Source organism: Planktothrix serta PCC 8927 (assembly GCF_900010725.2).
GTDB lineage: Bacteria > Cyanobacteriota > Cyanobacteriia > Cyanobacteriales > Microcoleaceae > Planktothrix > Planktothrix serta.
In genome coordinates this window covers 133157-156840 of record NZ_LR734869.1, presented here as the reverse complement: position 1 = coordinate 156840, position 23684 = coordinate 133157, and the positions used below count along the sequence as shown (strand labels likewise).

The window sequence follows — 23684 nt, the reverse complement described above, 5'->3', positions numbered from 1 at the left end:
GATCTCCACAGTATGGATATTTTTTACAGGGGATTGTGTGCAAGGGTTAAAGACTAACTATTACCAGCAAATCATAGATTTTTCTTCAAATCTACTCCACACTGTTGATAACTTTCTGGGAATCTCAGCTAAACTAAGGAATAGATGTGAACCTTTCTTTTTTTATGATTCAACAACCTAACAACCCACCACCAGAATTGCATGAGGTTTATCAGACTTGGCAAGTTGATCGACTATTAGCGGATCTGCTTCATGCTTATGACTCTATCCGAGCAGAAAGACAGAACAGAATTAACAAAATTAAGGAATTAAGTCCTACTCTCCGAGATTATTTATTACTGCTTTTAGCGGGTAAAAGTCCGAAAGAAATCGCCAGTCATTTTTGCCAAAATCTAAATCAAGCTCAAGCTGATACAGTCAGACATCGGCTTTCTCAAGAATTGTATCCAGTGATCGCAAAACTTCTGCAACAACGGAGTATATCTTTTAAAAAAGTACAATCACAAAACATTCCTGATTTATTAGAAAAAGCGGGTTATAAAATTCTGTCAAAATCTAATCAGAGTGATTTGTTTTCCCCTGATTTGGGCTTAACATTACAAATAGCTGAAGTTGGACTCAAACAATATCTATTCATCTCTGAACAATATCAAATTTTAGACTGGCCAAACCATGGCAATAAATTAGCTCAAAACTGGTCAGACTTAGAACTTTTTATCAAATGGTGTCAGGCTCCTGAACGTTATCAATCGTTAAAAATTCTTCTGCAAAATACTCAACAATATAGTTATATTTATGGTTCTTACCAAAAACGTTTAGAGCAAGTAGAAGGATTATTACAAGTTGCTGACCTTAAAGATACAGCCACAATTACAGAAGCAATCTTAGAAAAATCATGGCTTTTAACCTTAATGAATAGTTGGAAAGAAGCTGATAAGTTATCTCAACTAATTTCCTCTGATTCTGACCCAATTTTACAGTTAAAACTTACAAAAAATCAAGCGGTTTGGCATCTTCAACAACAACATTATTCCCAAGCTTTAGACTATTTACGGCAAGCTAGAATCATTTTAAAATATTGTCATCTTGACCCAGAGCGATCGCAACGATGGCAAATTATTCTTGACTACTATGAACCGCAAATCTATTTTCACCTAGAACAATATTCTTTAGCTCAGTCCCTTTATCAAAAAGTTTGGGATAATGCCAAACAATTCGGATGGCAAAGAATCACTTTTGCCTTGCAAAATTGGATGGCTCGGATCGCTTTAGTTAAAGGAGACTTCTATCAAGCTCGATATCGATTAGAACAGGGTTTACAGACATCATTACTATACGATGATTGTCAATTAAATGCCTGTTATAATTTGTCTCTAGCTCGCCTAGAAAAAGTTGAAGGAAATTTTTCTAAATCTCGATATTGGGGTACAGAAGCTTTGAGCAAATTTGAAAACTTGGGAATGGTTGATAAAGTTATTCAAGCTCAAAGCTTCTTAAAATCCCTAGAAACTGTTTAAGGACTCAGATAAATTGAGAAATTATCCTGACAGTTTCAGTTAGATTATATGAGAATCATCAGGATGAATACAATCGACTTTTGGTGTTTTTTGTGATTCTTTATCAGATTGGTTTTCTGAATTCGCATTTGCTAAAATTTCTGCTCCAAAATGTTGTCGCCATAAATCTAAGGTTTCTGACCAGGCGGTTTCTGTTTGCTTTTGGGTTTCAGGTGTTAAACTATAGGTCGGTACATGATGAATATACCGACCAAATAACATCTGACTATCCTGAATATATTTAGGGGTATTCAAGATATGTTCATGCCAAATTAAGTCAATTTCTGGAAGGGGAGGAACTATTATTTTATTCGGGTATAAATATAACAGGAATAAAAACATCTGATAAAAAGCGATCGCCCCCAGGGTTTTTTCTCGATTCCATTGATATTTATAAATCACCCAGTCCCGAATAGGATTTAGGTCAATTTCTCTTAATTTTCCCCAAAAATCGACTTCTGTTTGAGTGATATTTTTTTGCACACAGTTCATCTTTAATTCCTCCAATCTGTTCGTTAATAGATCGGGCAAAATCGAATATTGTTAATTGCCTTGATGATTAATCTACCAGAATTAATCTCAGAATCAACAGGACAAAAAGACCGTAAAATATATCTGATTTAAAGGTGATTGAGTGACAATTTAATTTTAATTCAATCAACTATTAATTAAATCTCTAATTTTTAAATTCCGTTTTAATGAATCAAGACACAATATAATTAATACAGAACAGTTGCAGGTTGACGAGATGGCAATTTTACATGGAAGTTGGTGCATTACACCGAATAAGTCTTTTTTCCTGTGGGGAGAAACCTGGCGACGAGTCGCGTCGGAGTCCCTGGCTTCAGAACCCATTCTTCCTTATCCCTTTGCTTTAAACGATACAGAACTCTTGACTCAACCCCTGTTAAAAAATATTGAGTTATCGGACATTTTTACCAATCTCCTCTCGCAGAAAATTATAGCACTACCAACGGGTATTTCTGAAACAGTTGGAGAACTCACTCCAATTTATTCTAGTGCAACTAATAGTCCTCAATCCTATCTCTATCCTTGGCAAATTACTGGAATTTCTCTTAATCCTAAACAAGCCTTTCAATTTTTACAATCTCTGCCTTTAAGTACCGTTATAACATCAGAATCTAACCTGGGGGAAGATTTACGATTTTGGTCACATATTGCTCGTTGGAGTTTGGATTTATTGGCTAGATCTAAATTTTTACCCCAATTAATTCAACAACCTGATCAAACTATTATTGCACAATGGCAACCGCTTCTCGATAGTGCCATTGACCAAGCTCGATTATTACGGTTTGCTAAACAAATGCCAACGGTTTGTCGAATGGTTCAGGAGCAAATAGAAGGTGATATTTTAGCGATTAATTTACCCTTATCTCCTCAAGATATTATCATTAATTTTTTAGGAACAATGATCGATTCACAGGTGAGAACTGTTGCTGAAGAAGTCGAAACAAAAGCCAGTGCTAATGCGGTTTTACTTCCTCCAACTCTGCAAGCTTGGTTACAAGGATTAGGGAAAGAAGACAATATAATTCAGGGAGAATTAACAGAAATAGAATCTTTAGAAACAGCCTTAAAAAATTGGACTTCTCCCCTACAATATTCTTTATCTGAACAAAATCTATTTTCTACGGCTTTTCGTTTACATCCTCCCACAGAAGATAACCCTAATTGGGAGTTAGAATATTGTCTACAAGCCATTGATGATCCTGAATTTATTATCAATACTCATATTATTTGGAGTCATCCGGTTGAGTCCTTTCCCTATCGAGGGAGAACGATTAAACATCCCCAGGAAACCCTGTTAAAAGGCTTAGGACTGGCTTCAAAATTATATCCAGTGATTGAATCCAGTTTACAACAAGCTCGCCCCCAAAGCTGTAGTTTAAATCCGTTACAAGCTTATGAATTTCTGAAAAGTTATGCTTGGCGTTTTACTGATAGTGGTTTAGGGGTAATATTACCTCCGAGTTTAGCAAATCGAGAGGGGTGGGCGAGTCGATTAGGATTAAGTATTAAAGCAGAAACTCCTAAATTAAAAACTAATGAAAGATTAGGATTAAAAAGTTTATTAAACTTTAAATGGCAATTATCCATTGGTGGTCAAACCATGACTAAGGCAGAATTTGATCGCTTAGTTTCTAAAGAAAGTCCGTTAGTAGAAATTAATGGAGAATGGGTTGAGTTACGACCCTCGGATATTAAAGCTGCAAAAACGTTCTTTAGTCAACGTAAAGATGAAATGACTCTCTCTTTAGAAGATGCGTTACGGCTATCAACGGGAGATACTCAAATGATTGAGAAATTACCTGTTGTTAACTTTGAAGCGGGAGGAAAATTACAGGAATTATTGAATGCTTTAACCAATAATCGCAGTTTAGAACCGATTCCGAATCCTAAAGATTTTAAAGGAGAATTACGACCCTATCAAGCCAGAGGTGCAGGCTGGTTATCCTTCTTAGAACAATGGGGTTTAGGTGCGTGTTTAGCCGATGATATGGGATTAGGAAAAACGATAGAATTTATTGCTTTTTTACTTCATCTTAAAGAAAACAATAGTTTAGAAAATCCGGTGTTATTAGTCTGTCCCACATCGGTTTTAGGAAATTGGGAACGGGAGGTTAAAAAGTTTAGTCCAACTTTAAAAGTGATGGTGCATCATGGCGATAAACGCGCTAAAGGTAAGAATTTTGCTAAAGTAATTCAAGATAAAAATTTAGTGATTACCAGTTATCCCTTAACCTTCCGAGACGACAAGGAATTGCAAGGAGTAACTTGGCAAGGATTGGTATTGGATGAAGCCCAAAATATTAAAAATCCTGATGCAAAACAATCCAAAACTGTTAGAAATATCAACGCATCCTTTAAAATTGCGTTAACAGGAACTCCTGTAGAAAATCGTCTCTCGGAATTATGGTCTATTATGGATTTTTTAAATCCAGGGTATTTAGGACAACGAGCATTTTTTCAACGACGGTTTGCAATTCCTATCGAAAAATATGGGGATACAGACTCTTTAAAAATATTGCGATCGCTAGTTCAACCCTTTATTTTACGTCGCTTAAAAACCGATAAGGATATTATACAAGATTTACCTGAAAAACAGGAAAATACAGTATTTTGTCTATTGACAACTGAACAAGCAACCCTCTATCAAAAAATTGTGGATGACTCCTTAGCAAAAATTGATGATGCGGAAGGAATTCAACGCCGAGGAATGATTTTAGCTTTATTAGTTAGGCTGAAACAGATTTGTAATCATCCCGTTTTAATTGAAGCTAAAGTTAAAAATAGTAAGAAATCACAAAAACCAGATTTAATTAAAACCCAATATTCAGGAAAATTACAACGGTTGACTGAAATGCTAGATGAGGTTTTAGCAGAAGGCGATCGCGCTTTAATTTTTACTCAATTTGCAGAATGGGGAAAAGTATTACAACCCTATTTAGAACATCATTTTAACCGAGAAATCTTATTTTTATATGGGAGTACCTCAAAAAATAAACGGGAAGAAATGATTGATCGCTTTCAAAATGATCCCCAAGCTCCACCGATTATGATATTATCATTAAAAGCCGGAGGAGTGGGTTTAAATTTAACCCGTGCAAATCATGTTTTTCATTTTGACCGATGGTGGAACCCAGCCGTGGAAAATCAAGCCACAGATCGAGTCTTTAGAATTGGTCAAACCCGGAATGTACAAGTGCATAAATTTGTCTGTACTGGAACATTAGAAGAAAAAATTCATGATTTAATTGAAAGTAAAAAAGCCTTAGCAGAACAAGTTGTGAGTGCGGGGGAAGATTGGTTAACGGCTTTAGATACCGATCAACTCAGAACTCTATTAATATTAGATCGAAACTCAATTATTGAGGAGGAAGAAGAATAGTTTTAAAACTCAACAAATTGTGAATAAAAGGAGTAATTTTATGGTAGATTATACAATGGAAGCGAACAAAGAATGGTGGTCACAACAATGGTTAGATTTATTAGATAAATATCGGTTTAAAAAACGATTGGAACGCGCTAGAAATTATGCCAGACAAGGGAATGTTTTAAACATTGAATTTAAAGATCAAAAAGTTTTAGCTCAGGTTCAGGGAACGCAACCGGAACCCTACACTGTTGCTTTATGGTTAGATATCTTTAGTGATGAAGAATGGAATTATATTATCGCAACTCTATCGCAACGGGCGATTTTTAGTGCTAAATTATTAGCAGGAGAAATGCCCCAGGATATTGAAGATGTATTTGCCGCCAATGGGTTAAGATTGTTTCCCTTTTCCTTGGATAATGTTCATTCTGAATGTAGTTGTCCAGACAAAGCGAACCCCTGTAAACATATTGGTGCGGTTTATTATATGTTAGGCGATCGCTTTAGTGAAGATCCGTTTGTTTTATTTCAACTTCGGGGAAAAACACAGAAACAAATTATCAACACTTTACGTCAATTGCGAGGTCAAAGTGAAGATGAAATTAAGACTGCAACCGCAGAAGAAATTACAGTAAAATCTGACTCTAATTCTCCTAAACTCGATCAATTTTGGAATTACTCTGAACAGCTAGATTCTGCTTTAGTTGTGATTACGCCACCGCCCAGTAGTGAAACAGTGCTGGATGTTTTAGGCCCTATTCCATTAGCACCAATTACCATAACTTCTACAAACCGTTCGGCTTCATCCGCCACCGATATTGTGATGCAATATTTAGAAACAGTGTACAAAAATGTAAGTCAACAAGCCGTTTTAGTGGGTTTAAACCGGGAATAAACAGTCAACAGTCAACAGTTAACAGTCAACATTGATACATTCTTAATAGCAGCAATAAGTTCTGAAGGATGAGCAATTAAAGCATCGGGGTGATGTTGTGCTAAAATTTCGGCGGAATTATATCCCCAACTGACGGCAATACTTTTAATTTTAGATTGTTTAGCTGCATTAATATCTCTGGTTTCATCCCCAATATAAATAGCTTGTTGGGGTTCTATTTTTTCCTGAGCCAATAATTGATTAATAATTTTATATTTTCCAAACAGGCTGATTCCAGAATAGATATTTTTGAAGGTATTGACTAAATCATAACGGGATAAGATCGTACTCACATTGATCTTGGAGTTAGAGGTGATAATATAAAGGGTATAATTTTGTTCCTGTAATTGTCGCAGAATCTCAGGAATTGTCGGGAATAAATGAATTAGTTCTACATCCTGATGTAATTCAGAAAGCACTCGCTTCAGGAAGAAAGGTAGTTTAAATACGGAAATCCCTGATTGTTGAATAATCTGCCAAGAGCTTAAATTTTGAATTTGGCCAAGGGTTTCAGGGTTAGTTGGTAAATAGCCAAATTCCCCCGATAAGCGATTAGTAATTCTAACCACTGCATCTAAGGTATCGGCTAAAGTTCCGTCAAAGTCAAAAATGATAATTTGATTCATACATTTATTCAGGGGTTCTGTCTGGGTTTGAGATTGATACTCAAAGTAGAATCGATATTCGCGGATATAAATAAGATTAATAAATATATTTAAAGAAACAATAATTTTTGTCTAATAGTAACTCAAGCTTGGGTTCAGTTTGAGATTGAACGTCCGTATTTTTGAGGAGATACAGCCGTGATCTGTGGGCAATTATTGCTGATATTCCTGATTTTAGATCATATTCACTGTTTCTTGGTGTCATATTATTGAATAAAAATCAAAAATCCGTGATCTTACGGATGCTTAAACTCTCTAATATTAACAATAGAATAATCCGCGAACTCAACCCCCTTTTAGATCAATAGGCAGAATCTCTACTCCCTCTATAGGGGAATTTGATCAATTCTTTAAACAACAGCTTCGATCTATAAAAGTTTTGTAAAACTTACAAGAATTTTTCGGGTATCTGGTGACAAAGCCAGAGAATTTGCTATTGTAGTTATTAACAGCTTGTATGAATCACTCTGGTTGCTGAGATGTCACCCTCTAAGGAGACACCTACGACAGCCGAGTCATAAGTTCAGGGTAACAGCAACCAGTAGAATATTCACACACAGGAGCCTTTATGAAAACTAGATTATTCACAACCTTAATCTCAACCTTAGCTTTAACCGGTATTTGCGCTACATCTGCTCAAGCATTTACCTTCAAAACCAACTACACCACCGATGCCAACAAGTGGAAAGGTGACATTTACCTAGATTCCGTAGAATTTGGTGACAAGGTTCACACAGATTTGGCCCTAGTGAATCAAGCGAATATTCTCCAAAACGATCTCTGGAAAGGTGGAGATACCGGAGCCGCGAGTGCCGATAAAGCCGACTTCGCAACTGTCGGTCTAGTCGAAGGAAACTTAACCAATGCGGGTGCAGTCCAAGCCCTAGGAAACCGTTACCTCAGCAGTATTATTGATACTGAGGAATATGGCAAATTCAGCATGGATATCTTCTTTGACCAACCGGTTAATAATATCCTGGCTTGGGAACGGATGAATTCTGACACTAGCTTGATGGATATTATTGCCCTAGATGCAGATGGGAAAACCATTGGTAACTTGCTAACTTTAGGTAAAGGAGCCTTTGGGTGGGCAGAAGCTGGATACAGCTTAGATACTACAGAAATCAATAACACTCAAAAAGTTGGGTCTGTGGGTGTGAGTTTAGCTGACTTAGGAATTGGTGGTAAGTCTATTGCTGGACTACGGGTTTCTAGTAAAGGTGCGGGTTATTTTGGCCCAGACTTTAAAGTGGTGGGTGTGTCTGTTCCTGAACCCACAACAGTTTTAGGTTTAGGTTTAGTCGGTGCTGCTTTAGCAATGTCTCGTCGCAAAAAAGCTCAATAAGCCATGTTCCTCGGATAGATGGACAATAGAAAACTCTTAATTTACTTCCGCCCCATGCAATTTGAAAATATGATGGGGCGGTTTGACTTGATCGAGTAGTTCAGAAATTAATCCAGTTGCGATCGCAATCTTTCATATTTCCCTAATAAACTTGTATCCAGGCTTTGACATCATATTCTGTCCAAATCCCATTTTGCCAATAGGGATCAGACTCGATTAACTGACGTACCGTGGCTTCATCTTCCGCTTCATAAATTCCAAATACCTGTGTGACATCCTGAGTCGGGCCAATTGTTAATAAAACGCCCGATTCTTTTTGTTGTTTTAATCCTTCCAAATGCGCTGCGCGATAGGGTTCCCGTTTTTTCAGAACATCCTCACAATAGGTTCCAAACATTATATATTTTGGCATAGCTGTTGATTATTGATTGTTGATTGTTGATTGTTGATTTTTTGTGCGTGCGTAGGGTGCGTAAGCGATCAGCGCACGCACCAGCACATAGGGTGCGTAGGGTGCGTAAGCGATCAGCGCACGCACTCCTTCCTAACTTCTGAGATTAACGTTAAATTGTTGAACTAAAGCATCTCGGACTTTTTGTTGAAAAGGGTCAATATCTGTATCCGTTAACGTGCGATCGCTCACCCGATAAACTAAACGAAACGCCAGACTGCGCTGACCTTCCGGTACATTTTTACCCCGATATTCATCAAAGACTTCTACCGATTCTAATAAATTTCCTGCGGCTTTAGTAATACAGCGTTGTAGGTCGGCGACAGGAACTTCAACAGGGACAAAAAAGGCAATATCTCGATCGGAAGCCGGGAAAGTCGAAAAAGGTTTAAATTTACGGACTAAATTAGAAGCACGGTTCATCGCTTCTAATAATACCGATAATTGAAATTCAAACCCATAAACTTGATTCGGTAAGTCCTGTTTTTGACACAGTTGAGGATGCAGTTGTCCGAAAATTCCTAAGCGTTTTCCTTGTAACCATAAGGAAGCCGTGCGTCCGGGGTGTAATAGTTTTATTGTCGATTCTGGTTTATATTCAACGGTTAAATTTAAACGTTGAAATACCGCTTCTAAAATCCCTTTAGCTTCAAACCAAGTCATCGGTTGATCTTGACCACTGCGAACCCAACGCCCAAAACTGCGATCGCCTCCCATAATACCCGCTAAGGCATCTTGTTCTTTGTATTCATCCCCTTCTTTCCAGAAAATTCGACCGATTTCAAAGCCATTTAACGGCCCATTTCCATTTTCTAAATTATAAACAAAGGCATCAATTAAACCCGTTAACATTTCAGTGCGTAATGCCGAATATTCCACAAACAACGGATTATCTAAAACAACTTGATTATCCCCCTCTGTTTTGACTAAAGAATAGTGCATTAATTCGGTTAATCCTTCCCCTCGAAACGCGGCTCGAATTTGTCGAGTTGCTAACTGTTCTAAGGGGAGATAACCGGATACTCCTTGACTGGGTAAAGTTTCACAGAAATTATCGTATCCGTAAAGACGGGCAACTTCTTCGATTAAATCAATTTCCCGTTCTAAATCTCGGTAACGATAGGGGGGAATAGTTACTTGCCAAACAACAGAATCACTATTTTTATCTCCAGCTAATCCACAACCCAAAGCGGTAAGAATTCCTTCCACTTCTTCCGGTAATAAATAGGATTCGGCTGCGGTTCCTTGTCCGCGTTTGAGTTGTCCTAAAATAGCATTAATTCGATCTAATCTTAAAGTGATTTCAGGAATCTGTAATTCTATGCCACTACTATCGGTTTGTTGACGAGTTGGAGTGCCAGAGGCTAACTCTTTTAATAATACAATAGCCCGCCGACAAGCTAACGCTAATTCTGCCTGATTTACCCCTCGTTCATAACGAGTAGACGACTCACTTCGTAACCCTTGCGCTCTTGCAGAACGACGAATAGCGATGGGGGCAAAAATAGCCGCTTCTAACAGTAAATTTTGGGTTTGTGCAAAAACTTCTGTTTCTTCCCCTCCCATGACTCCGGCTAAAGCAACGGGATAATTATTAGCTGTAATTAACAGATTTTGCTCTTGTAATTTCCGGGTTTGACCATCTAAGGTTTTAATCGATTCATCCGGTTGAGCAAAGCGCACACCGAGGGTTAAATCTGGAGAAGATGTAACTTGTTTAAGACGATCTAAATCAAAGGCATGAAGCGGTTGTCCCCATTCGAGTAAAATATAATTCGTGACATCAACAACATTATTAATCGGACGAACACCTGCCGCTTGTAATCGTCGTTGTAACCAATCAGGAGAAGGGGCAATCTTTACTCCTTCAATAATTGTGCCAATATAGATTGGACAAGCTTGTTTATCAGCAATTTCAATGGATAACAATTGAGACTGATCTGGCTGTTCAATTAACACCCCTGTAGCTTCAGGAATTCTTAAATTTGCCCCGGTTAAAGCCGCAATTTCACGCGCAATTCCCACCATACTTAAACCATCTGCCCGGTTAGCGGTTGCCGTCACATCTAAAATTACATCATCTAACCCTAATAACGGTCTAATATCACTGCCTAATGCCGGATTTTCCAGGTCAAAACTATGAATTCCCGATGAGTCTTTTTCTAAGCCTAATTCCGCTAAGGAACAAATCATCCCTTCTGAAGGAACGCCCCGCAATTTTGTTTTTTTCAGCGTTAAATTAATTTTCGGCAGATGAGTTCCCAAAGTGGCCACAGCCACCACCATTCCGGCTGCTGCATTGGGTGCGCCACAAACAATATTGACAGGTTCAGAACCCCCAATATCCACTTGACAAACTCTTAATTTATCGGCATTCGGGTGTTGTTCAGCTTGGAGAATTTTTCCCAGGACAACCCCATCGGCCCAGGAACGCCAATCTTCAATATCTTCTACTTCAAACCCCGCCACAGTGAGGGTTTCTGCCAACTCTTGGGGGGTCATCTGGATATCCACCAGTTCTCGCAACCAATTTAAAGAGATACGCATCGTTGTTTGCTTTCAATGTTCCTAATCCATTGTTACAGAAGATAGGAATTACCGAGTCAGTCAACAGCCAACAGCCAACAGCCAACATCTACCCATTTATTAGATCTAACTGCTATCCTGGGAAAGAGTGTGTATTCTGGTAAAAATAGTCAAGCTTTGTTCAATCTTTACATAAGTTGGAAAAGCGAATACGGAAGTTAACGATTCTCAGGTGATAATAGAAGTAGAAAGAAACATTTGTGATATGGGAGTTGAATATATTCACGTCGTAACGCAAAAGCCCACATTCATCTAAGAGTTACCAGCAGTAACCTGTGTCGCTGCCTGACGTGGCTTAATTCTATTAGTATGGGTTTTGCAAGTCCTCCGTCCACTGGTACAAAGCAATCTCAAACACCATGAGCTACTGTGTCAATCCAGCCTGCCCTCAACCCGAAAATGTAGATGATGCCCTCAAGTGCAAGGCTTGTGGTTCAAAATTGCTGTTGAGAAATCGATACCAAGTCAATCAACCTTTGGGCAAAGGGGGGTTTGGAGCAACATTTCTGGCTCAGGATATCTCCTTACCCGGACGTCCTAATTGTGTGGTCAAACAACTGCGTCCTTCTGCCACCTCAGCCCGAATTTTAGAAATGGCGCGAGAGTTATTTCAACGGGAAGCAAAAACCCTCGGTAAAATTGGTGATCATCCCCAAATTCCTCGCCTAATTGATTATTTTGTTGGGGGAAAACAATTTTATCTGGTGCAAGAATATATTGATGGTTATACTTTAAAACAAGAAGTCAAAGAAAAAGGAATTTTTAACGAGGCACAAGCTAAAAAATTTCTTCAGGAAATTTTACCCCTATTAAATTATATTCATAGTCAAGAAGTTATTCATCGAGATATTAAACCTGCTAATATTTTACGACGACAAATTGATCAAAATCTGGTTTTAATTGACTTTGGAGCGGTGAAGGATCAAGTCAATCAAGCAACTATGATGGGAACGGGACAAACGGCTTTTACTAATTTTGCTATTGGCACATCAGGGTTTGCTCCTCCTGAACAAATGGCGTTACGTCCGGTTTATGCCAGTGATATTTATGCGGTGGGGATGACCTGTGTTTATTTAATGACTGGGAAGTCTCCCAATGCCTTTGAAAGTAATCCAGTGACGGGGGAAATTTTATGGCTACCCCATTTGGATATAAGTGATTCCTTTACCAGTATATTGCAACGGATGTTGGAGTTTTCTGTGCAATATCGATATCAATCGGCGCAAGATGTTCTGCGAGCATTAGATTCAGAATCCAGTTATGGAATGCTCGCAGATGGAATGGTGATGCAACAAAAGTCTAACTCAACTCCTAACCCCAAATCAACAAACCCGACTCAAGAAGCCACTTTCTTGAATGAACCGAATACGGCTTTGAGTTTACCTTTACAGCATCAGGCTGCACAAATTCGCGCTAGAAATCAACGGTTAGCGAAGAAAAAAAGACCCAATTTTGTCGGGGATACGGAGCTTTATGATCAAACATCTGTTACGAGTGGATTAAGTGCAACTCAAGGCGCACCCGTTACTATGATGTATGATTCAATTCCCAACAGTAAAGTTTCTTCTCCTCCACCTTCAGCACCTAAATGGAATGAAAATACATTAAAGACTGCTTATGTAAAAGGAAGACGGGATTTTGCCGACTGTGAATTAACGGGTTTGAATTTACAAAACTTTGAGGGTTCGGGAGCAAATTTTTATGAATCCCGTTTAAGTAATACCAATTTTCAAGGGGCAGATTTAACCGAGGCAAATTTTGGTCGGGCTAGATTAACGAATGTCAATCTACGGAATTCAACATTAGTCAAAGCGTATTTAAGTAACGCTAATTTAGAAGGATCAGATCTTCGGGGAGCAAATCTGAGAAATGCTTGTTTAAATCGGTCTAATTTGCGGGGTGTTAATCTCTGTGGTGCCAATCTAACTAATGCCATTGTTACCGATGAACAATTAGCCATGGCTAAACTGAATTGGCGCACGATTAGACCTAATGGAAAACGAAAATGGTGGTTTTGAATTGCTTAAAAAAATTAACTCGGAGTGTGATAAACTGTTGAGAGAATAGAAAATTTTTTCCGAATCAAAATTGCTTAATAATTAATAGACAATTGCGTCCATCTTCCCCCTGTTCATAACTTAAATAATCGGCAATATCGTACATTAACAATAAGCCTCTACCCCCTCCCCCACAGGAAAGAGAATTAATATCTGTTGGCTTATCCTTCGTTTTTGCCAGTATATCCTTGATTTTCTTCACTAAATCAAAAGGTTCGCCAAAATCCCAAATCCGAATTTCAAGTTGTCGCTCTAAAATAGTGACTTCTAAATCAATATATAAATCGGAAGAACGTCCTTTATGAGCGTGACGAACGGCATTGGTAAATCCCTCTGCCAAAGCTAACTGACAGCGTATCCAAGCAGATTTAGGAATAAAGGACTGATACAGTTGATCAAACCACGACAAGACATTAGCTAGGGTATCTAGACTAGAAGGAACTTGAAATTGAGTCGTTTGGGGTAGTGACAATGGTTTTGAATCCTCTTATTCAATCACATTGAGTCCTCCCATAGTTTACTGCATTTTTGGGTGGTTTTCTAGTTTTCCTAAACCGTAATTGTGTCAGATCAAGTAAAATGATTCGTGTCGGGGACAACACAAGCCGTGAAGTTTGAGACAATTAAATAAACAGATCAAGGAACCCAAACACGCTGATTGGAGATTGAACTGACGGAGAGTGGATAAACGCTAACATTACAAAAATCACTGTTTTAACATAAGAGGGGGTTAATCTGTAACTTTAATCGGCTGAAGTTTATGAATCTTAAATATCAACTGAACACAACTCTGAACTCCATCAATCTACAGTTCAGGCAATCCTCCAATTAGACTATACTCAAAGACAGCAAAGTCTTAACTTGGCCTTGATTTCCCTCATCTGGTGTACCAACGTACCTCAACGCTCATGTTTAAAATTCTGGTTATCGATGATGATGTTGCCATTTTAGAACTACTCAAAAGAACGCTGAAAAAACAGGGTTATGATGTCACAGTGGCAAATAATGGTGAAGAAGGCATAGAACAGGCTAAACAACTACGTCCGGCATTGATTATTTGTGATTGGATCATGCCCAAGTTAACGGGGATTGAGGTCTGTCGTCAAGTTAAAGCGACTTCAGAATTATCAACAACACAATTTTTCTTATTAACTTCTCTGGGTTCAGTTTCCGATCGGGTGACGGGGTTGGATGCGGGGGCTGATGATTTTATTTCTAAACCGATTGAAATGAATGAACTCTATGCTAGAGTTCGCGCGGGATTAAGATTACATCAACTCAGTCAAGATTTACAAACCCAAAAAGAACGCATTGAAGCCGAATTAGCCGAAGCCGCCGAATATGTGCGATCGCTACTTCCTGAACCTTTAACTGAACCTGTAAAAATCGATACTAAATTTATTCCCTCTCGTCAATTAGGAGGAGACTCCTTTGACTATTACTGGCTAGATTCCGATCATTTATCAATTTATTTATTAGATACATCAGGACATGGCTTAAGGGCTGCTCTCCCTTCGGTTTCTGTGCTTAATCTGCTCCGATCTAGAGCGATCCCTAATATTGATTATTATCAACCCAGCAACGTTTTAAAAGCCCTCAATTCTACCTTTCAAATGACCTACCAAAATGATAAATATTTTACAATTTGGTATGGAGTTTATAATCATTCTACTCGACAATTATTGTATTCTAGTGCAGGCCATCCTCCCGCTATTTTATTAACTGGTAAAGATCCCAAAGATCTTAAAATTGAACAATTAAAAACACGAGGAATGCCTGTGGGAATGTTTTTAGAAGCTGAATATATTGATGCAACCCACGATATTGAAGAATTTAGTAATCTTTATATTTTTAGTGATGGAGTTTATGAAATCAATCAGCCTGATAACACGATGTTAGGCTTAGATGGGTTAATTTCAATTTTAACAGAATACAATTATTTAGAATCGAATACTTTAGAAGAAGTCCTAAATACCGTTAAAAAATTTAACTCTAATAATCCCTTTGATGATGACTTTTCTTTACTGAAAGTTAGCTTTACTTAATCGTTCACAGAGGATTATCCCCATCTTTGCTGTTAGTTATCTCAATTTTTGTTAGGGTGAAATTGGGAAATAAACATCTGCTCAAATTCAGATCAATCCCCCACTCTCACCCCGCCTTAGCGACCCAATAGCAAGAGATTAGCTTTTAAAAGCTTCCAAAAATTCTTCTTCATTCTTAAAAATCTCAAATACTCGATCCATGCTGGTGAGTTCAAACAAAATCCTAATTTGTTCATTAATAGAACAAACAAATAATTTACTCCCAGCCGCTCTAACGGTTTTTAGAGCTAAGACTAATGCACCCAAACCGGAACTATCCATAAACGTGACATCTTGGAAGTCAATTAATATCGTTATCGTTTTGGCTTCCTTATCTTCGACTAAAGCACCAATATCTTGACGAAATTGGCTTGCTTTAGTGCCATCTAAAATCCCGTGAGGTTTAAGAATTTTAACATCAGAACTCATAGTTTTTTAGGGATTGAACCCTCCAAATGACTCGCCCGACTCAGTTAGTATAGCTTTGAGATGGACTCATCGCCAAATACATCCTCAAATACGTCGATTTAACCTGGGGAACAGGAGATACAAGATTAACCCGTCCCTTTCCTGACCTGGTTGATCGCACACCCTTGCGATGGGACAAATTTTCCTCTGAAGGGTTTTCACGATAGCGATAACTTAGGTTGATGATCCCTGTGCCAGACTGACTTTAGCACGATAGAGGAGTTTATTCCTCTGTCGATATCCCGTATATCGCACAATTACTGGCTCTCCGGGTTGAGCCGTTCCCTCCAGGAGTTGATGTAGATGCGGATCATAGGGAACTTGTTCACCTACAGATGCGATCGCTTCTACTCCCCATTTTCCCATAAGCTGTTGCACTGGACGAACAAACGGCAATAATTTACTCCCCGGTAATTGCGGATTTTCCTGAACCCGATACACCACTGTTGGCCATTGTAACAACCAAGACTCCAACAGGTGCAGACTTTCCCGTTGAAATTCTTCTAGCAACACAGAATGTTGCTGTTCCATCTGGGTTTGTAAACGTTGATATTCTTGTTTGAAATTTCCCCCAGAAGTTTGATCCTCAGACGGGACAGAACCGGGCGCAAATACGGCTAATAATTCGCTCAAGGAAATCTTTAAACCCTGACTAATTTTCAACAAAATACTAACCGGGGTTTGTAACGCCAGTCCCCGCCGCAGTCGAATAATCTGCAACGGGGAAACCCCAGCATTTTGACTTAGTTCTTCCAGGCTTGAAACCCCCGCTCGTTGCATTAACTCCTGCAACTGGGGGGTATAATCCGGTAACGCAGATTCACTCATTTTGATTTTTAGTTCACGAGTTACACTGCCATTGATGACCCTTTAGTTGCCTTGCAAATGGGCTTCTAAGAACCACAACCGCTTATCAATGGCGCGGGAAATTTCAGTGTACAAATCTGCTGTATCCGCATCGCCTAATGCACCTGTTTGATCAATGGCTTCTCGAACCATTTTCGCATACGGAGCATAGCGATCGGCTAAAGCCACCACATAATCTTTATCATTAGCCAAATCCAAGGGAAATTCCGGGATAATGGTATCTGCGATCGCCATCCGAGCCGTTCCCATTGCTGTCCCCCCTAGGGCGGTTGCTCGTTCAGCAATCAGATCAATATATTCCTCTAATTCGGTTGCCATTTGATCAAACAGTTCATGCAATTGATAAAAATTAATCCCTTTGACATTCCAATGAGCTTGTTTGACCTGAGTTTTTAAATCTAATGTTGTCGCCAAACTGTGGTTGAGAATCTCAATCACTCCAGTGCGAGTTGTTTCCGGTAAATCAATTCGAGTCGGATAAAGACGTTGTTTTGAGTTAGTTGCTACCATGATTGAGAATACTCCTTGAGCAATTTTATAGAATGAATCGAAACCTTACAAATATAGAAGAGATTGATAATAGTGTATCGAATTTCAAACTCTTCTAAATCTATCTTAAGCTAGATGCTTTTGCAAAACAGAACGAGGTGCTTTTCGCACATTACAGCGAATGGTTTCTAAGCCTAATTTTGTACAAGCTTCATAGCGATGACATCCCGAAAACCCATAATATTGTCCATCCACTTCTAAAACCTCAATCGGCTCTTGCAAGCCAATCTCTTGAATGGATTTCATTAAGGTTTCTACCTTAATGGGGTCTGTTCCACGAGGGAGAGGACGGCGAATCTGCTTGAGAGGAATATCTTGAACCTGCATTAAGTTGCTCCTCCTTTTCCTTGTCTTTCTATATCATACTCATAATGACTTCAACTTGCAACTCTTTCTGTGAAAAACTTAGAAATCCGATTTCCGGCGTTCACACAGACAAGGAAGAAAAGGGGAATAACGGGAAGAAATTATTCCTTCGCTATTGCTTGTTGCATTGGTTCAACAACCAACAGACTTGACAACAGACCTATTCACCACCGATAACAGACAATCAAAGACTGATTTTTAACCCATGACAACGGACAATCGACAAAAAAGAATCGCAATATTTGATAGTGGTGTCGGAGGATTAACGGTTTTAAGGGAACTCTACCGTCAACTCCCCAATGAATCCGTTCTTTATTTTGGAGATACGGCGCGGTTGCCTTATGGAACCCGCTCACGAGAGGAAATCTTGCAGTTTGTCCGTCCGATTATTCTTTGGGCGATGCAACAGGATGCCAAAATGATTCTCATGGCCTGTAACACCAGTTCCGCCCTAGCCTTAGAAACCGTTCAAGATGAATTTGATATCCCCATCCTGGGATTAATTCTTCCCGGTGCTCAAGCCGCCGTGCGACAAGGGAAACGCATTGGGGTGATTGCCACCCCCGCAACGGCCGCCAGTAATGCCTACCGTCACGCCATTCAAGAAACCGATCCTTCCGTTCAAGTCTGGCAAGTGGGGTGTCCAGAATTTGTTCCCTTAATTGAACAAAACCGGATTCATGATCCTTATACCTATCAAGTGGCACGGGACTATTTAACCCCTTTAATTCAACAGCAAATTGATACCCTAATTTATGGCTGTACTCATTATCCCCATTTAGCCCCTGTATTGCGTTCTATTCTTCCGGCTCACGTTCAACTGGTTGACCCGGCCGTCTCTTTAGTCAAAGCTGCTGCTCAAGAATTAGAACTGTTAGGACTGCGGAATACCCACTCCCCCAAACCCACTCGGTTTTGTGTTAGTGGTTGCCCTCAACAGTTTGCTTCTATTTCAGTTCAGTGGTTAGGGTTCACTCCCACAGTAGAAGCCACTACCTTACCCATCCTAGAACCTGCTAATCCAGTAATCACTAATCAGTCGTAGGGGCGGAGTAACCCCGCCCTTACCAGTAATCAATCGTCAGTCGTTAGTCGTCAGATTAACGATTGACTCTTAACTATTAACTCTTAACTCTTTCACTAATGACTGATTTAAGAGCGCCATCGAGAGATATTTGTTGTATACTTAGCGAGGGCTAAGAGCAGATAAATCGTTAAAACATAGCCCGTTGCCAAAAGCGGGATGATTAAAGGCATATCGTTATAAAACATAGGAGCCAGCCACAAGAATTAGGAGGAGCAGCAAACAGGAGTTTAAAACCCATTACATTAGGTCAACACGCGAAGCCAAGGTCTAGCTTTTGTGACCCCTAACTAAAAATTTCTACGGGAACTTTTCATCCCCAGGAAATATTGCTCACACTCAACCTGGGCAGAGGATTCCCTATACAATAACCTAGGGATTTCCCAGAAAACCCTAAATAGAGACTCCTCTAACCGATGTTATGGATAAGTCCACCGACCGGAATATGCTTACGAACTATTTAAACAGTTCTAACGGCTATTCTGAAGCCAATGGATCAATCAGGTGACGATAGATTATCCTTAATCCCATCGCTAGACCCGTTGCCCTTAATGTATAGAATTATTTAAACTCTTATTCTAAAGATAACATAAAAATTAGAAAACTGGAGCATTTTGCAGAAAATTTTTTCAGAATTTTATCCGCTCATCGGCTAGGGGGAACAGGGCCAGAGCCAGGGGTTAGCCAACAACCAGAAGTGAACCCTCTCAGGGGTTCGGGGATGATTGGTTAAACCCACAATTGCTAGACTACAATCGGTATTCTCCGGCATCTTCTGACTCCGATTTCAACTTAAATCCGATCCCCTGAACCGAAACAGATTAAAATCAGACTATAATATGTAAAATTTTGTTAACTCAACGCCTGAGTTGGCTAATCCATGACATCGCAAACTCTTCTATTTTCGCCAGTTGAAGCAGACCTGCGGCAGTTGACCGATAACTTAAAACAGCTTGTCGGTGCACGACATCCTATTTTGTATGCAGCCGCAGAACACCTGTTTAGTGTCAAAGGGAAACGGGTACGTCCTGCGATTGTCCTGTTGATTTCCCGGACGACAATGCCGGATCAAAATATTACCCTCAAGCATCGGAGGTTGGCCGAAATCACCGAAATGATCCATACAGCCAGTCTCGTCCATGATGATGTGGTGGACGATGCTGAAATGCGTCGAGGAGTGCCAACGGTTCATAACTTATTTAATAACCGAATTGCCGTATTAGCTGGAGATTTTCTATTTGCTCAATCTTCTTGGTATTTAGCCAATTTGGATAACTTGGAAGTGGTGAAATTACTTTCCCAAGTGATTATGGATTTAGCGGAGGGAGAAATTCAACAGGGTCTTAATCGATTTGATACAGGATTATCAATTGAAGCGTACTTAGAAAAAAGTTATTATAAAACCGCTTCTTTGATTGCCAATAGTTCCAAAGCTGCGGGTGTTTTGAGTGAGGTTTCTACAGAACACGCAGAAGATTTATACAACTATGGTCGCCATATTGGTTTAGCTTTTCAAATTGTCGATGATATTTTGGATTTTACCGGGTTAACGGAGGAATTAGGAAAACCAGCAGCATCTGATCTCAAAAGTGGAAATTTAACAGCACCCACACTCTATGCTTTAGAAGAAAAACCCTATTTGGAAACTTTAATCGAGCGAGAATTTGCTCAAGAAGGAGATTTAGAACAAGCTTTAACCTTAATTAAAGATAGTTCAGGTATTCAACGTTCTAGGGAATTAGCGTCCTATCATGCACAAGTTGCTGTAAAATACCTCGAACCTTTTCAAGCCTGTGAATCTCGACAAGCCTTAATCGGTTTAGCAGATTATGTTTTGAGTCGGCTTTATTAAGGTGGGTTGACAGTTGACTGTTGACGGTTGACGGTTGGCTGTTGCCCATTTTCCACTGATAACTGATAACTGATAACTGTCTTAAGCAATATTCGGGGGAATTTTACGGGATTTAGACTGACGACGTTGTTGATAGTCTTTTAAATAAACCTGGATTAATTCTTGAATTTCACTGCGTTTAATTTCGGTGGCGGATTGAAAATTATTGGGGGTTTCAAAGAAACATAAACTATCGGGCATTTCTAGGACAACCATTTGAAATAAAATATGAGTAACGGGTAAAGGAATCGCTAAAACTTGAGAACTTGAATCAGGATTTGCATAACTCAAAGCATCTTCTAAATTAGAAAACGCATAAATTACTCTTTTCTTGATTTGCGGTTGATCGACATTAATAAACGGCTGAACTACCCAACTTTGATCTAAGGTTTGTAAAATATAATATTCTGGATGTTGCAATTGTTCTGCTAATATTTTTAACGCAGGTGCGATCGCTTCAACAACCTGGGGAGTTGTTCCATCTTGAGGGGCATTATCAATTAAGGTTTGAATTTGTTGATCTAAATTCATAAGTGTTGACTGTTGGCTGTTGGCTGTATTGTTTCCTACATCTCCCACTTAACATTAACAGGCAAGATGCCTGTTCCACTATATTAAACCATCCGGAAATCCAAGGCGGATTCTGGAATCAGTGTGTTAGGGTCATTGTGGTAACTAGACATCATGGGGGAAATCTGCCAGAACGAAACAATTTTCCAAAGGCTATTGAGAGAACTGAATCAATCCACTCGTGCTTCTGAACAGAATTGTCGGGATGTTGCAGAACGAATTACCGAAGAAGCCACTCGTATCTGTACAGAAAGCAAACGGATTCAAGATTCCGGGGATGTAGAAACTTGGGCGATGACTTTAGCTCAACATCGTTTACAGCAATGTATTCAATATTATCAGCTAGGTCAAAACGCCGGATCTTTGGAATTACATAGTACCTTGAGCGCGATTGTTTATCGATATATTACTCCTCCTCAAGTGCAGTCGAGTTACCAAGCTCGATTGGAATTAATTAAGGATTTTTTACAAGCCTTTTATTTAGAAACCCTGAATGCCTTTCGCAAAGAAGCGCAGTTAGCTGCCACCTACCGTCCTCGGACATTATTGGAACTTGCGGAATATATGGCATTTACGGAACGCTACGGTAAACGGCGAATTCCTTTAGCCCGAGGTCGGAGTCAACAATTGATTATATTACGAGCGCAAACCTTCTCTCAACAACAGCCCAAGGAAAGTTTTGTTGATTTAGAACAAGCCGCTGAGGGTGGGGGGGGTGAATCAGATACCACTTGGAATGATTCCTCACTCGGCCAAGTCCGAAGCGCAATGGTAACAGAGTCCAACGAATCAGAGTCCGACTCTCTCCGTCAAACGGTAGTTGAGGAACTGATGGCTTATTTGGAAGAACACAAACAACAAGATTGTGCAGACTATTTTGCCTTGCGGTTGCAGGATTTACCGACTCGTGAAATTGAGGAAATTCTAGGGTTAACTCCTCGTCAGCGTGATTATTTACAGCAACGATTTAAGTATCATCTGCTTCGATTTGCTTTAGGACATCGTTGGGAATTAGTTCACCAATGGTTAGAAGCAGATTTAGAACGAGATTTAGGGTTATTGCCGCATCAATGGCAAGAATTCTTAGATCAAATCGGCTCAGAAGAACAGAGTTTGTTAAAGTTAAAACAACAGGGATTATCTGATGCGGAAGTTGCAAAAATTTTAAATTGCAAAGCGGCTCAAATTCAAAAACGTTGGTTTAAGTTGTTAGAATTGGCTTGGGAAATCAGGAATCGTTCAGTATCCGGAGTCGGGGCATCCACTGATGAATAACGAAACAAACCAAGATAATCAAGGTTGTGAACGCCGATTCTTTGACTGGTTGTTGCAACAGCCAACAATATCTTCATCTCATGAGGCTGAGGAGGGATTAAACACCCCAATACAGCCTGATGAGACTTCTGAGGTGGAAAACTTAGAGGCGGATGAATTCGATCCCCTCGATTCTGACGCGGAGGTTTTCCACCCCAACAGTCAACGATTCACACTGGGAGATATACCGATTGTGAAAAACCGATTTGAGACCGTGTTAAGAGAAAGACTCAAAGCCAAGATCCAACTGAACCCACCCTTGTTTCCGTGGGAACCCGTCGGAACTGACTTGCGTAATGAATATCCAGACGCATTTGAGGAAGAACAAGTTCCTATTCCTCATCTTTGGATGGCTCATCGACAACAATTGAGATGGTCAATTCCTCTACCCGAAGGGGTTTTTGCTCAGTTACTTGCACCCTGTCAAAAGATGCTGCAATCGGGTTTACGAGAGGGGGCTAAATTAGTTCAGTCTGTGGAAACTTTGTTTCCCAATGAATCACAACCGTTGAATGAATTAGCAAGTTTAGTGATTCGAGGTTCGTTACGCGGATCTTTGGATTTAACAGAGTCCCAGCCCGGTTATGAAACGGCTACTCCTGAACAACAAATGGTGTTGTTATTGTTAGCGGCTCAGGAAATTCTGAATACTTTAACTCTAAATTGTGGTTTGAATCAATCAACCGTTCATCAAGAATGGTTAACAACCTTGGGGTTATTTACGGTTGATGTGGAATATGTTCAAACTGAATATGGAGCCACTTTGAAAATTTTGGGTCAACTTCCTGATGGCGGACGGTTACAACTGTTGGGCGACCAGAGATCAGCCTCAGCACAACGGGAGTCCCCCGGATATTTAAAACTGGAATTGATAGACCCGGAACCCAACCAAATTTATCGACTTCATGTTTTATTACATAGTAACGACCAAAATCCTCTCTGTTTTGCAATTTGTCCCCAACTGATTGCAGAATAAAATCCCCTAGATATTCAATTTTGGCT

At 39.5% G+C, this 23684-nt stretch carries 20 protein-coding genes; 10 read left to right on the top strand and 10 right to left on the bottom strand.

What is annotated here, in order from left to right:
• The first annotated feature begins 164 nt into the window (after nt 1–164).
• Entirely contained in the window at nt 165–1517 is a 1353-nt protein-coding gene (locus PL8927_RS11550; protein ID WP_083621425.1) for a hypothetical protein, read from the top strand.
• A 39-nt stretch (nt 1518–1556) separates the two neighbouring features.
• Here PL8927_RS11550 and PL8927_RS11545 read toward each other — a convergent pair whose 3' ends face one another.
• Entirely contained in the window at nt 1557–2048 is a 492-nt protein-coding gene (locus tag PL8927_RS11545; protein ID WP_083621424.1) for a glycine-rich domain-containing protein, read from the bottom strand.
• Between the two features lie 256 nt (nt 2049–2304).
• Here PL8927_RS11545 and PL8927_RS11540 point away from each other — a divergent pair, with 256 nt between their 5' ends.
• Nucleotides 2305–5466, top strand: coding sequence for a DEAD/DEAH box helicase (locus PL8927_RS11540; protein WP_083621423.1), 3162 nt, complete (start codon nt 2305–2307; stop codon nt 5464–5466).
• A 40-nt stretch (nt 5467–5506) separates the two neighbouring features.
• Nucleotides 5507–6346, top strand: coding sequence for an SWIM zinc finger family protein (locus PL8927_RS11535; RefSeq protein WP_083621422.1), 840 nt, complete (start codon nt 5507–5509; stop codon nt 6344–6346).
• 11 nt (nt 6347–6357) lie between these two features.
• On the opposite strand, the gene PL8927_RS11530 is transcribed toward PL8927_RS11535, so the two are convergent.
• Nucleotides 6358–7011 (bottom strand): HAD hydrolase-like protein, encoded by a 654-nt coding sequence (locus PL8927_RS11530; protein WP_083621420.1) that lies wholly within the window; start codon nt 7009–7011, stop codon nt 6358–6360.
• A gap of 607 nt (nt 7012–7618) precedes the next feature.
• On the opposite strand from PL8927_RS11530, the gene PL8927_RS11525 reads away from it, so the two are divergent.
• Complete coding sequence (locus PL8927_RS11525; protein WP_083621417.1) at nt 7619–8395, top strand: exosortase-dependent surface protein XDP2; 777 nt, start codon at nt 7619–7621, stop codon at nt 8393–8395.
• 142 nt (nt 8396–8537) lie between these two features.
• Here PL8927_RS11525 and PL8927_RS11520 read toward each other — a convergent pair whose 3' ends face one another.
• Together PL8927_RS11520 and pheT are read right to left on the bottom strand one after the other, a co-directional pair.
• Nucleotides 8538–8807, bottom strand: coding sequence for a YciI family protein (locus tag PL8927_RS11520; protein ID WP_083621414.1), 270 nt, complete (start codon nt 8805–8807; stop codon nt 8538–8540).
• Nucleotides 8808–8939: 132 nt separating this feature from the next.
• Nucleotides 8940–11393 (bottom strand): phenylalanine--tRNA ligase subunit beta, encoded by a 2454-nt coding sequence (pheT, locus tag PL8927_RS11515; RefSeq protein ID WP_083621408.1) that lies wholly within the window; start codon nt 11391–11393, stop codon nt 8940–8942.
• A 398-nt stretch (nt 11394–11791) separates the two neighbouring features.
• Between pheT and PL8927_RS11510 the strand changes: the two genes are divergently transcribed.
• Nucleotides 11792–13450: a serine/threonine-protein kinase gene (locus PL8927_RS11510; protein ID WP_083621405.1), complete on the top strand. Its 1659-nt coding sequence runs from the start codon at nt 11792–11794 to the stop codon at nt 13448–13450.
• A 64-nt stretch (nt 13451–13514) separates the two neighbouring features.
• On the opposite strand, the gene PL8927_RS11505 is transcribed toward PL8927_RS11510, so the two are convergent.
• Nucleotides 13515–13961: an ATP-binding protein gene (locus tag PL8927_RS11505; RefSeq protein WP_083621402.1), complete on the bottom strand. Its 447-nt coding sequence runs from the start codon at nt 13959–13961 to the stop codon at nt 13515–13517.
• 436 nt (nt 13962–14397) lie between these two features.
• Between PL8927_RS11505 and PL8927_RS11500 the strand changes: the two genes are divergently transcribed.
• Nucleotides 14398–15534, top strand: a complete 1137-nt coding sequence (locus PL8927_RS11500; protein ID WP_083621400.1) for a PP2C family protein-serine/threonine phosphatase — start codon at nt 14398–14400, stop codon at nt 15532–15534.
• 138 nt (nt 15535–15672) lie between these two features.
• Here PL8927_RS11500 and PL8927_RS11495 read toward each other — a convergent pair whose 3' ends face one another.
• The 4 genes from PL8927_RS11495 to PL8927_RS11480 all read right to left on the bottom strand — a co-directional run bounded on the left by PL8927_RS11495 (nt 15673) and on the right by PL8927_RS11480 (nt 17784).
• Entirely contained in the window at nt 15673–16002 is a 330-nt protein-coding gene (locus tag PL8927_RS11495) for an STAS domain-containing protein (RefSeq protein WP_083621398.1), read from the bottom strand.
• Nucleotides 16003–16215: 213 nt separating this feature from the next.
• The gene (locus tag PL8927_RS11490) at nt 16216–16869 is read right to left on the bottom strand and encodes a helix-turn-helix domain-containing protein (RefSeq protein WP_083621395.1); all 654 of its coding nucleotides are present in this window, start codon (nt 16867–16869) and stop codon (nt 16216–16218) included.
• Nucleotides 16870–16911: 42 nt separating this feature from the next.
• Nucleotides 16912–17418: a DNA starvation/stationary phase protection protein Dps gene (dps, locus tag PL8927_RS11485; RefSeq protein WP_083621392.1), complete on the bottom strand. Its 507-nt coding sequence runs from the start codon at nt 17416–17418 to the stop codon at nt 16912–16914.
• Nucleotides 17419–17523: 105 nt separating this feature from the next.
• Nucleotides 17524–17784 carry a ParB N-terminal domain-containing protein gene (locus PL8927_RS11480; protein ID WP_083621390.1) on the bottom strand — a complete coding sequence of 87 codons (261 nt, stop codon included), beginning with the start codon at nt 17782–17784 and terminating at the stop codon, nt 17524–17526.
• Nucleotides 17785–18028: 244 nt separating this feature from the next.
• Between PL8927_RS11480 and murI the strand changes: the two genes are divergently transcribed.
• Both murI and sds read left to right on the top strand, forming a co-directional pair.
• Nucleotides 18029–18868, top strand: a complete 840-nt coding sequence (gene murI, locus PL8927_RS11475; RefSeq protein WP_083621388.1) for a glutamate racemase — start codon at nt 18029–18031, stop codon at nt 18866–18868.
• 919 nt (nt 18869–19787) lie between these two features.
• Entirely contained in the window at nt 19788–20759 is a 972-nt protein-coding gene (gene sds, locus PL8927_RS11470; RefSeq protein WP_083621385.1) for a solanesyl diphosphate synthase, read from the top strand.
• Between the two features lie 81 nt (nt 20760–20840).
• On the opposite strand, the gene PL8927_RS11465 is transcribed toward sds, so the two are convergent.
• Nucleotides 20841–21329: a hypothetical protein gene (locus PL8927_RS11465; protein WP_083621382.1), complete on the bottom strand. Its 489-nt coding sequence runs from the start codon at nt 21327–21329 to the stop codon at nt 20841–20843.
• 153 nt (nt 21330–21482) lie between these two features.
• On the opposite strand from PL8927_RS11465, the gene hetZ reads away from it, so the two are divergent.
• Together hetZ and PL8927_RS11455 are read left to right on the top strand one after the other, a co-directional pair.
• Nucleotides 21483–22643: a heterocyst differentiation protein HetZ gene (hetZ, locus tag PL8927_RS11460; protein WP_083621380.1), complete on the top strand. Its 1161-nt coding sequence runs from the start codon at nt 21483–21485 to the stop codon at nt 22641–22643.
• Nucleotides 22636–23658 (top strand): hypothetical protein, encoded by a 1023-nt coding sequence (locus PL8927_RS11455; protein WP_083621377.1) that lies wholly within the window; start codon nt 22636–22638, stop codon nt 23656–23658. Before hetZ ends, PL8927_RS11455 begins: the two co-directional genes overlap by 8 nt.
• Nucleotides 23659–23684: the final 26 nt, after the last annotated feature.

What these genes read in the sequence shown, in the direction of transcription:
- PL8927_RS11550 (WP_083621425.1), top strand. Translation starts at nt 165, where the DNA reads ATGATTCAACAACCTAACAACCCACCACCAGAATTGCATGAGGTTTAT.
- PL8927_RS11545 (WP_083621424.1), bottom strand. Translation starts at nt 2,048, where the DNA reads ATGAACTGTGTGCAAAAAAATATCACTCAAACAGAAGTCGATTTTTGG.
- PL8927_RS11540 (WP_083621423.1), top strand. Translation starts at nt 2,305, where the DNA reads ATGGCAATTTTACATGGAAGTTGGTGCATTACACCGAATAAGTCTTTT.
- PL8927_RS11535 (WP_083621422.1), top strand. Translation starts at nt 5,507, where the DNA reads ATGGTAGATTATACAATGGAAGCGAACAAAGAATGGTGGTCACAACAA.
- PL8927_RS11530 (WP_083621420.1), bottom strand. Translation starts at nt 7,011, where the DNA reads ATGAATCAAATTATCATTTTTGACTTTGACGGAACTTTAGCCGATACC.
- PL8927_RS11525 (WP_083621417.1), top strand. Translation starts at nt 7,619, where the DNA reads ATGAAAACTAGATTATTCACAACCTTAATCTCAACCTTAGCTTTAACC.
- PL8927_RS11520 (WP_083621414.1), bottom strand. Translation starts at nt 8,807, where the DNA reads ATGCCAAAATATATAATGTTTGGAACCTATTGTGAGGATGTTCTGAAA.
- pheT (WP_083621408.1), bottom strand. Translation starts at nt 11,393, where the DNA reads ATGCGTATCTCTTTAAATTGGTTGCGAGAACTGGTGGATATCCAGATG.
- PL8927_RS11510 (WP_083621405.1), top strand. Translation starts at nt 11,792, where the DNA reads ATGAGCTACTGTGTCAATCCAGCCTGCCCTCAACCCGAAAATGTAGAT.
- PL8927_RS11500 (WP_083621400.1), top strand. Translation starts at nt 14,398, where the DNA reads ATGTTTAAAATTCTGGTTATCGATGATGATGTTGCCATTTTAGAACTA.
- PL8927_RS11495 (WP_083621398.1), bottom strand. Translation starts at nt 16,002, where the DNA reads ATGAGTTCTGATGTTAAAATTCTTAAACCTCACGGGATTTTAGATGGC.
- PL8927_RS11490 (WP_083621395.1), bottom strand. Translation starts at nt 16,869, where the DNA reads ATGAGTGAATCTGCGTTACCGGATTATACCCCCCAGTTGCAGGAGTTA.
- dps (WP_083621392.1), bottom strand. Translation starts at nt 17,418, where the DNA reads ATGGTAGCAACTAACTCAAAACAACGTCTTTATCCGACTCGAATTGAT.
- PL8927_RS11480 (WP_083621390.1), bottom strand. Translation starts at nt 17,784, where the DNA reads ATGCAGGTTCAAGATATTCCTCTCAAGCAGATTCGCCGTCCTCTCCCT.
- murI (WP_083621388.1), top strand. Translation starts at nt 18,029, where the DNA reads ATGACAACGGACAATCGACAAAAAAGAATCGCAATATTTGATAGTGGT.
- sds (WP_083621385.1), top strand. Translation starts at nt 19,788, where the DNA reads ATGACATCGCAAACTCTTCTATTTTCGCCAGTTGAAGCAGACCTGCGG.
- PL8927_RS11465 (WP_083621382.1), bottom strand. Translation starts at nt 21,329, where the DNA reads ATGAATTTAGATCAACAAATTCAAACCTTAATTGATAATGCCCCTCAA.
- hetZ (WP_083621380.1), top strand. Translation starts at nt 21,483, where the DNA reads ATGGGGGAAATCTGCCAGAACGAAACAATTTTCCAAAGGCTATTGAGA.
- PL8927_RS11455 (WP_083621377.1), top strand. Translation starts at nt 22,636, where the DNA reads ATGAATAACGAAACAAACCAAGATAATCAAGGTTGTGAACGCCGATTC.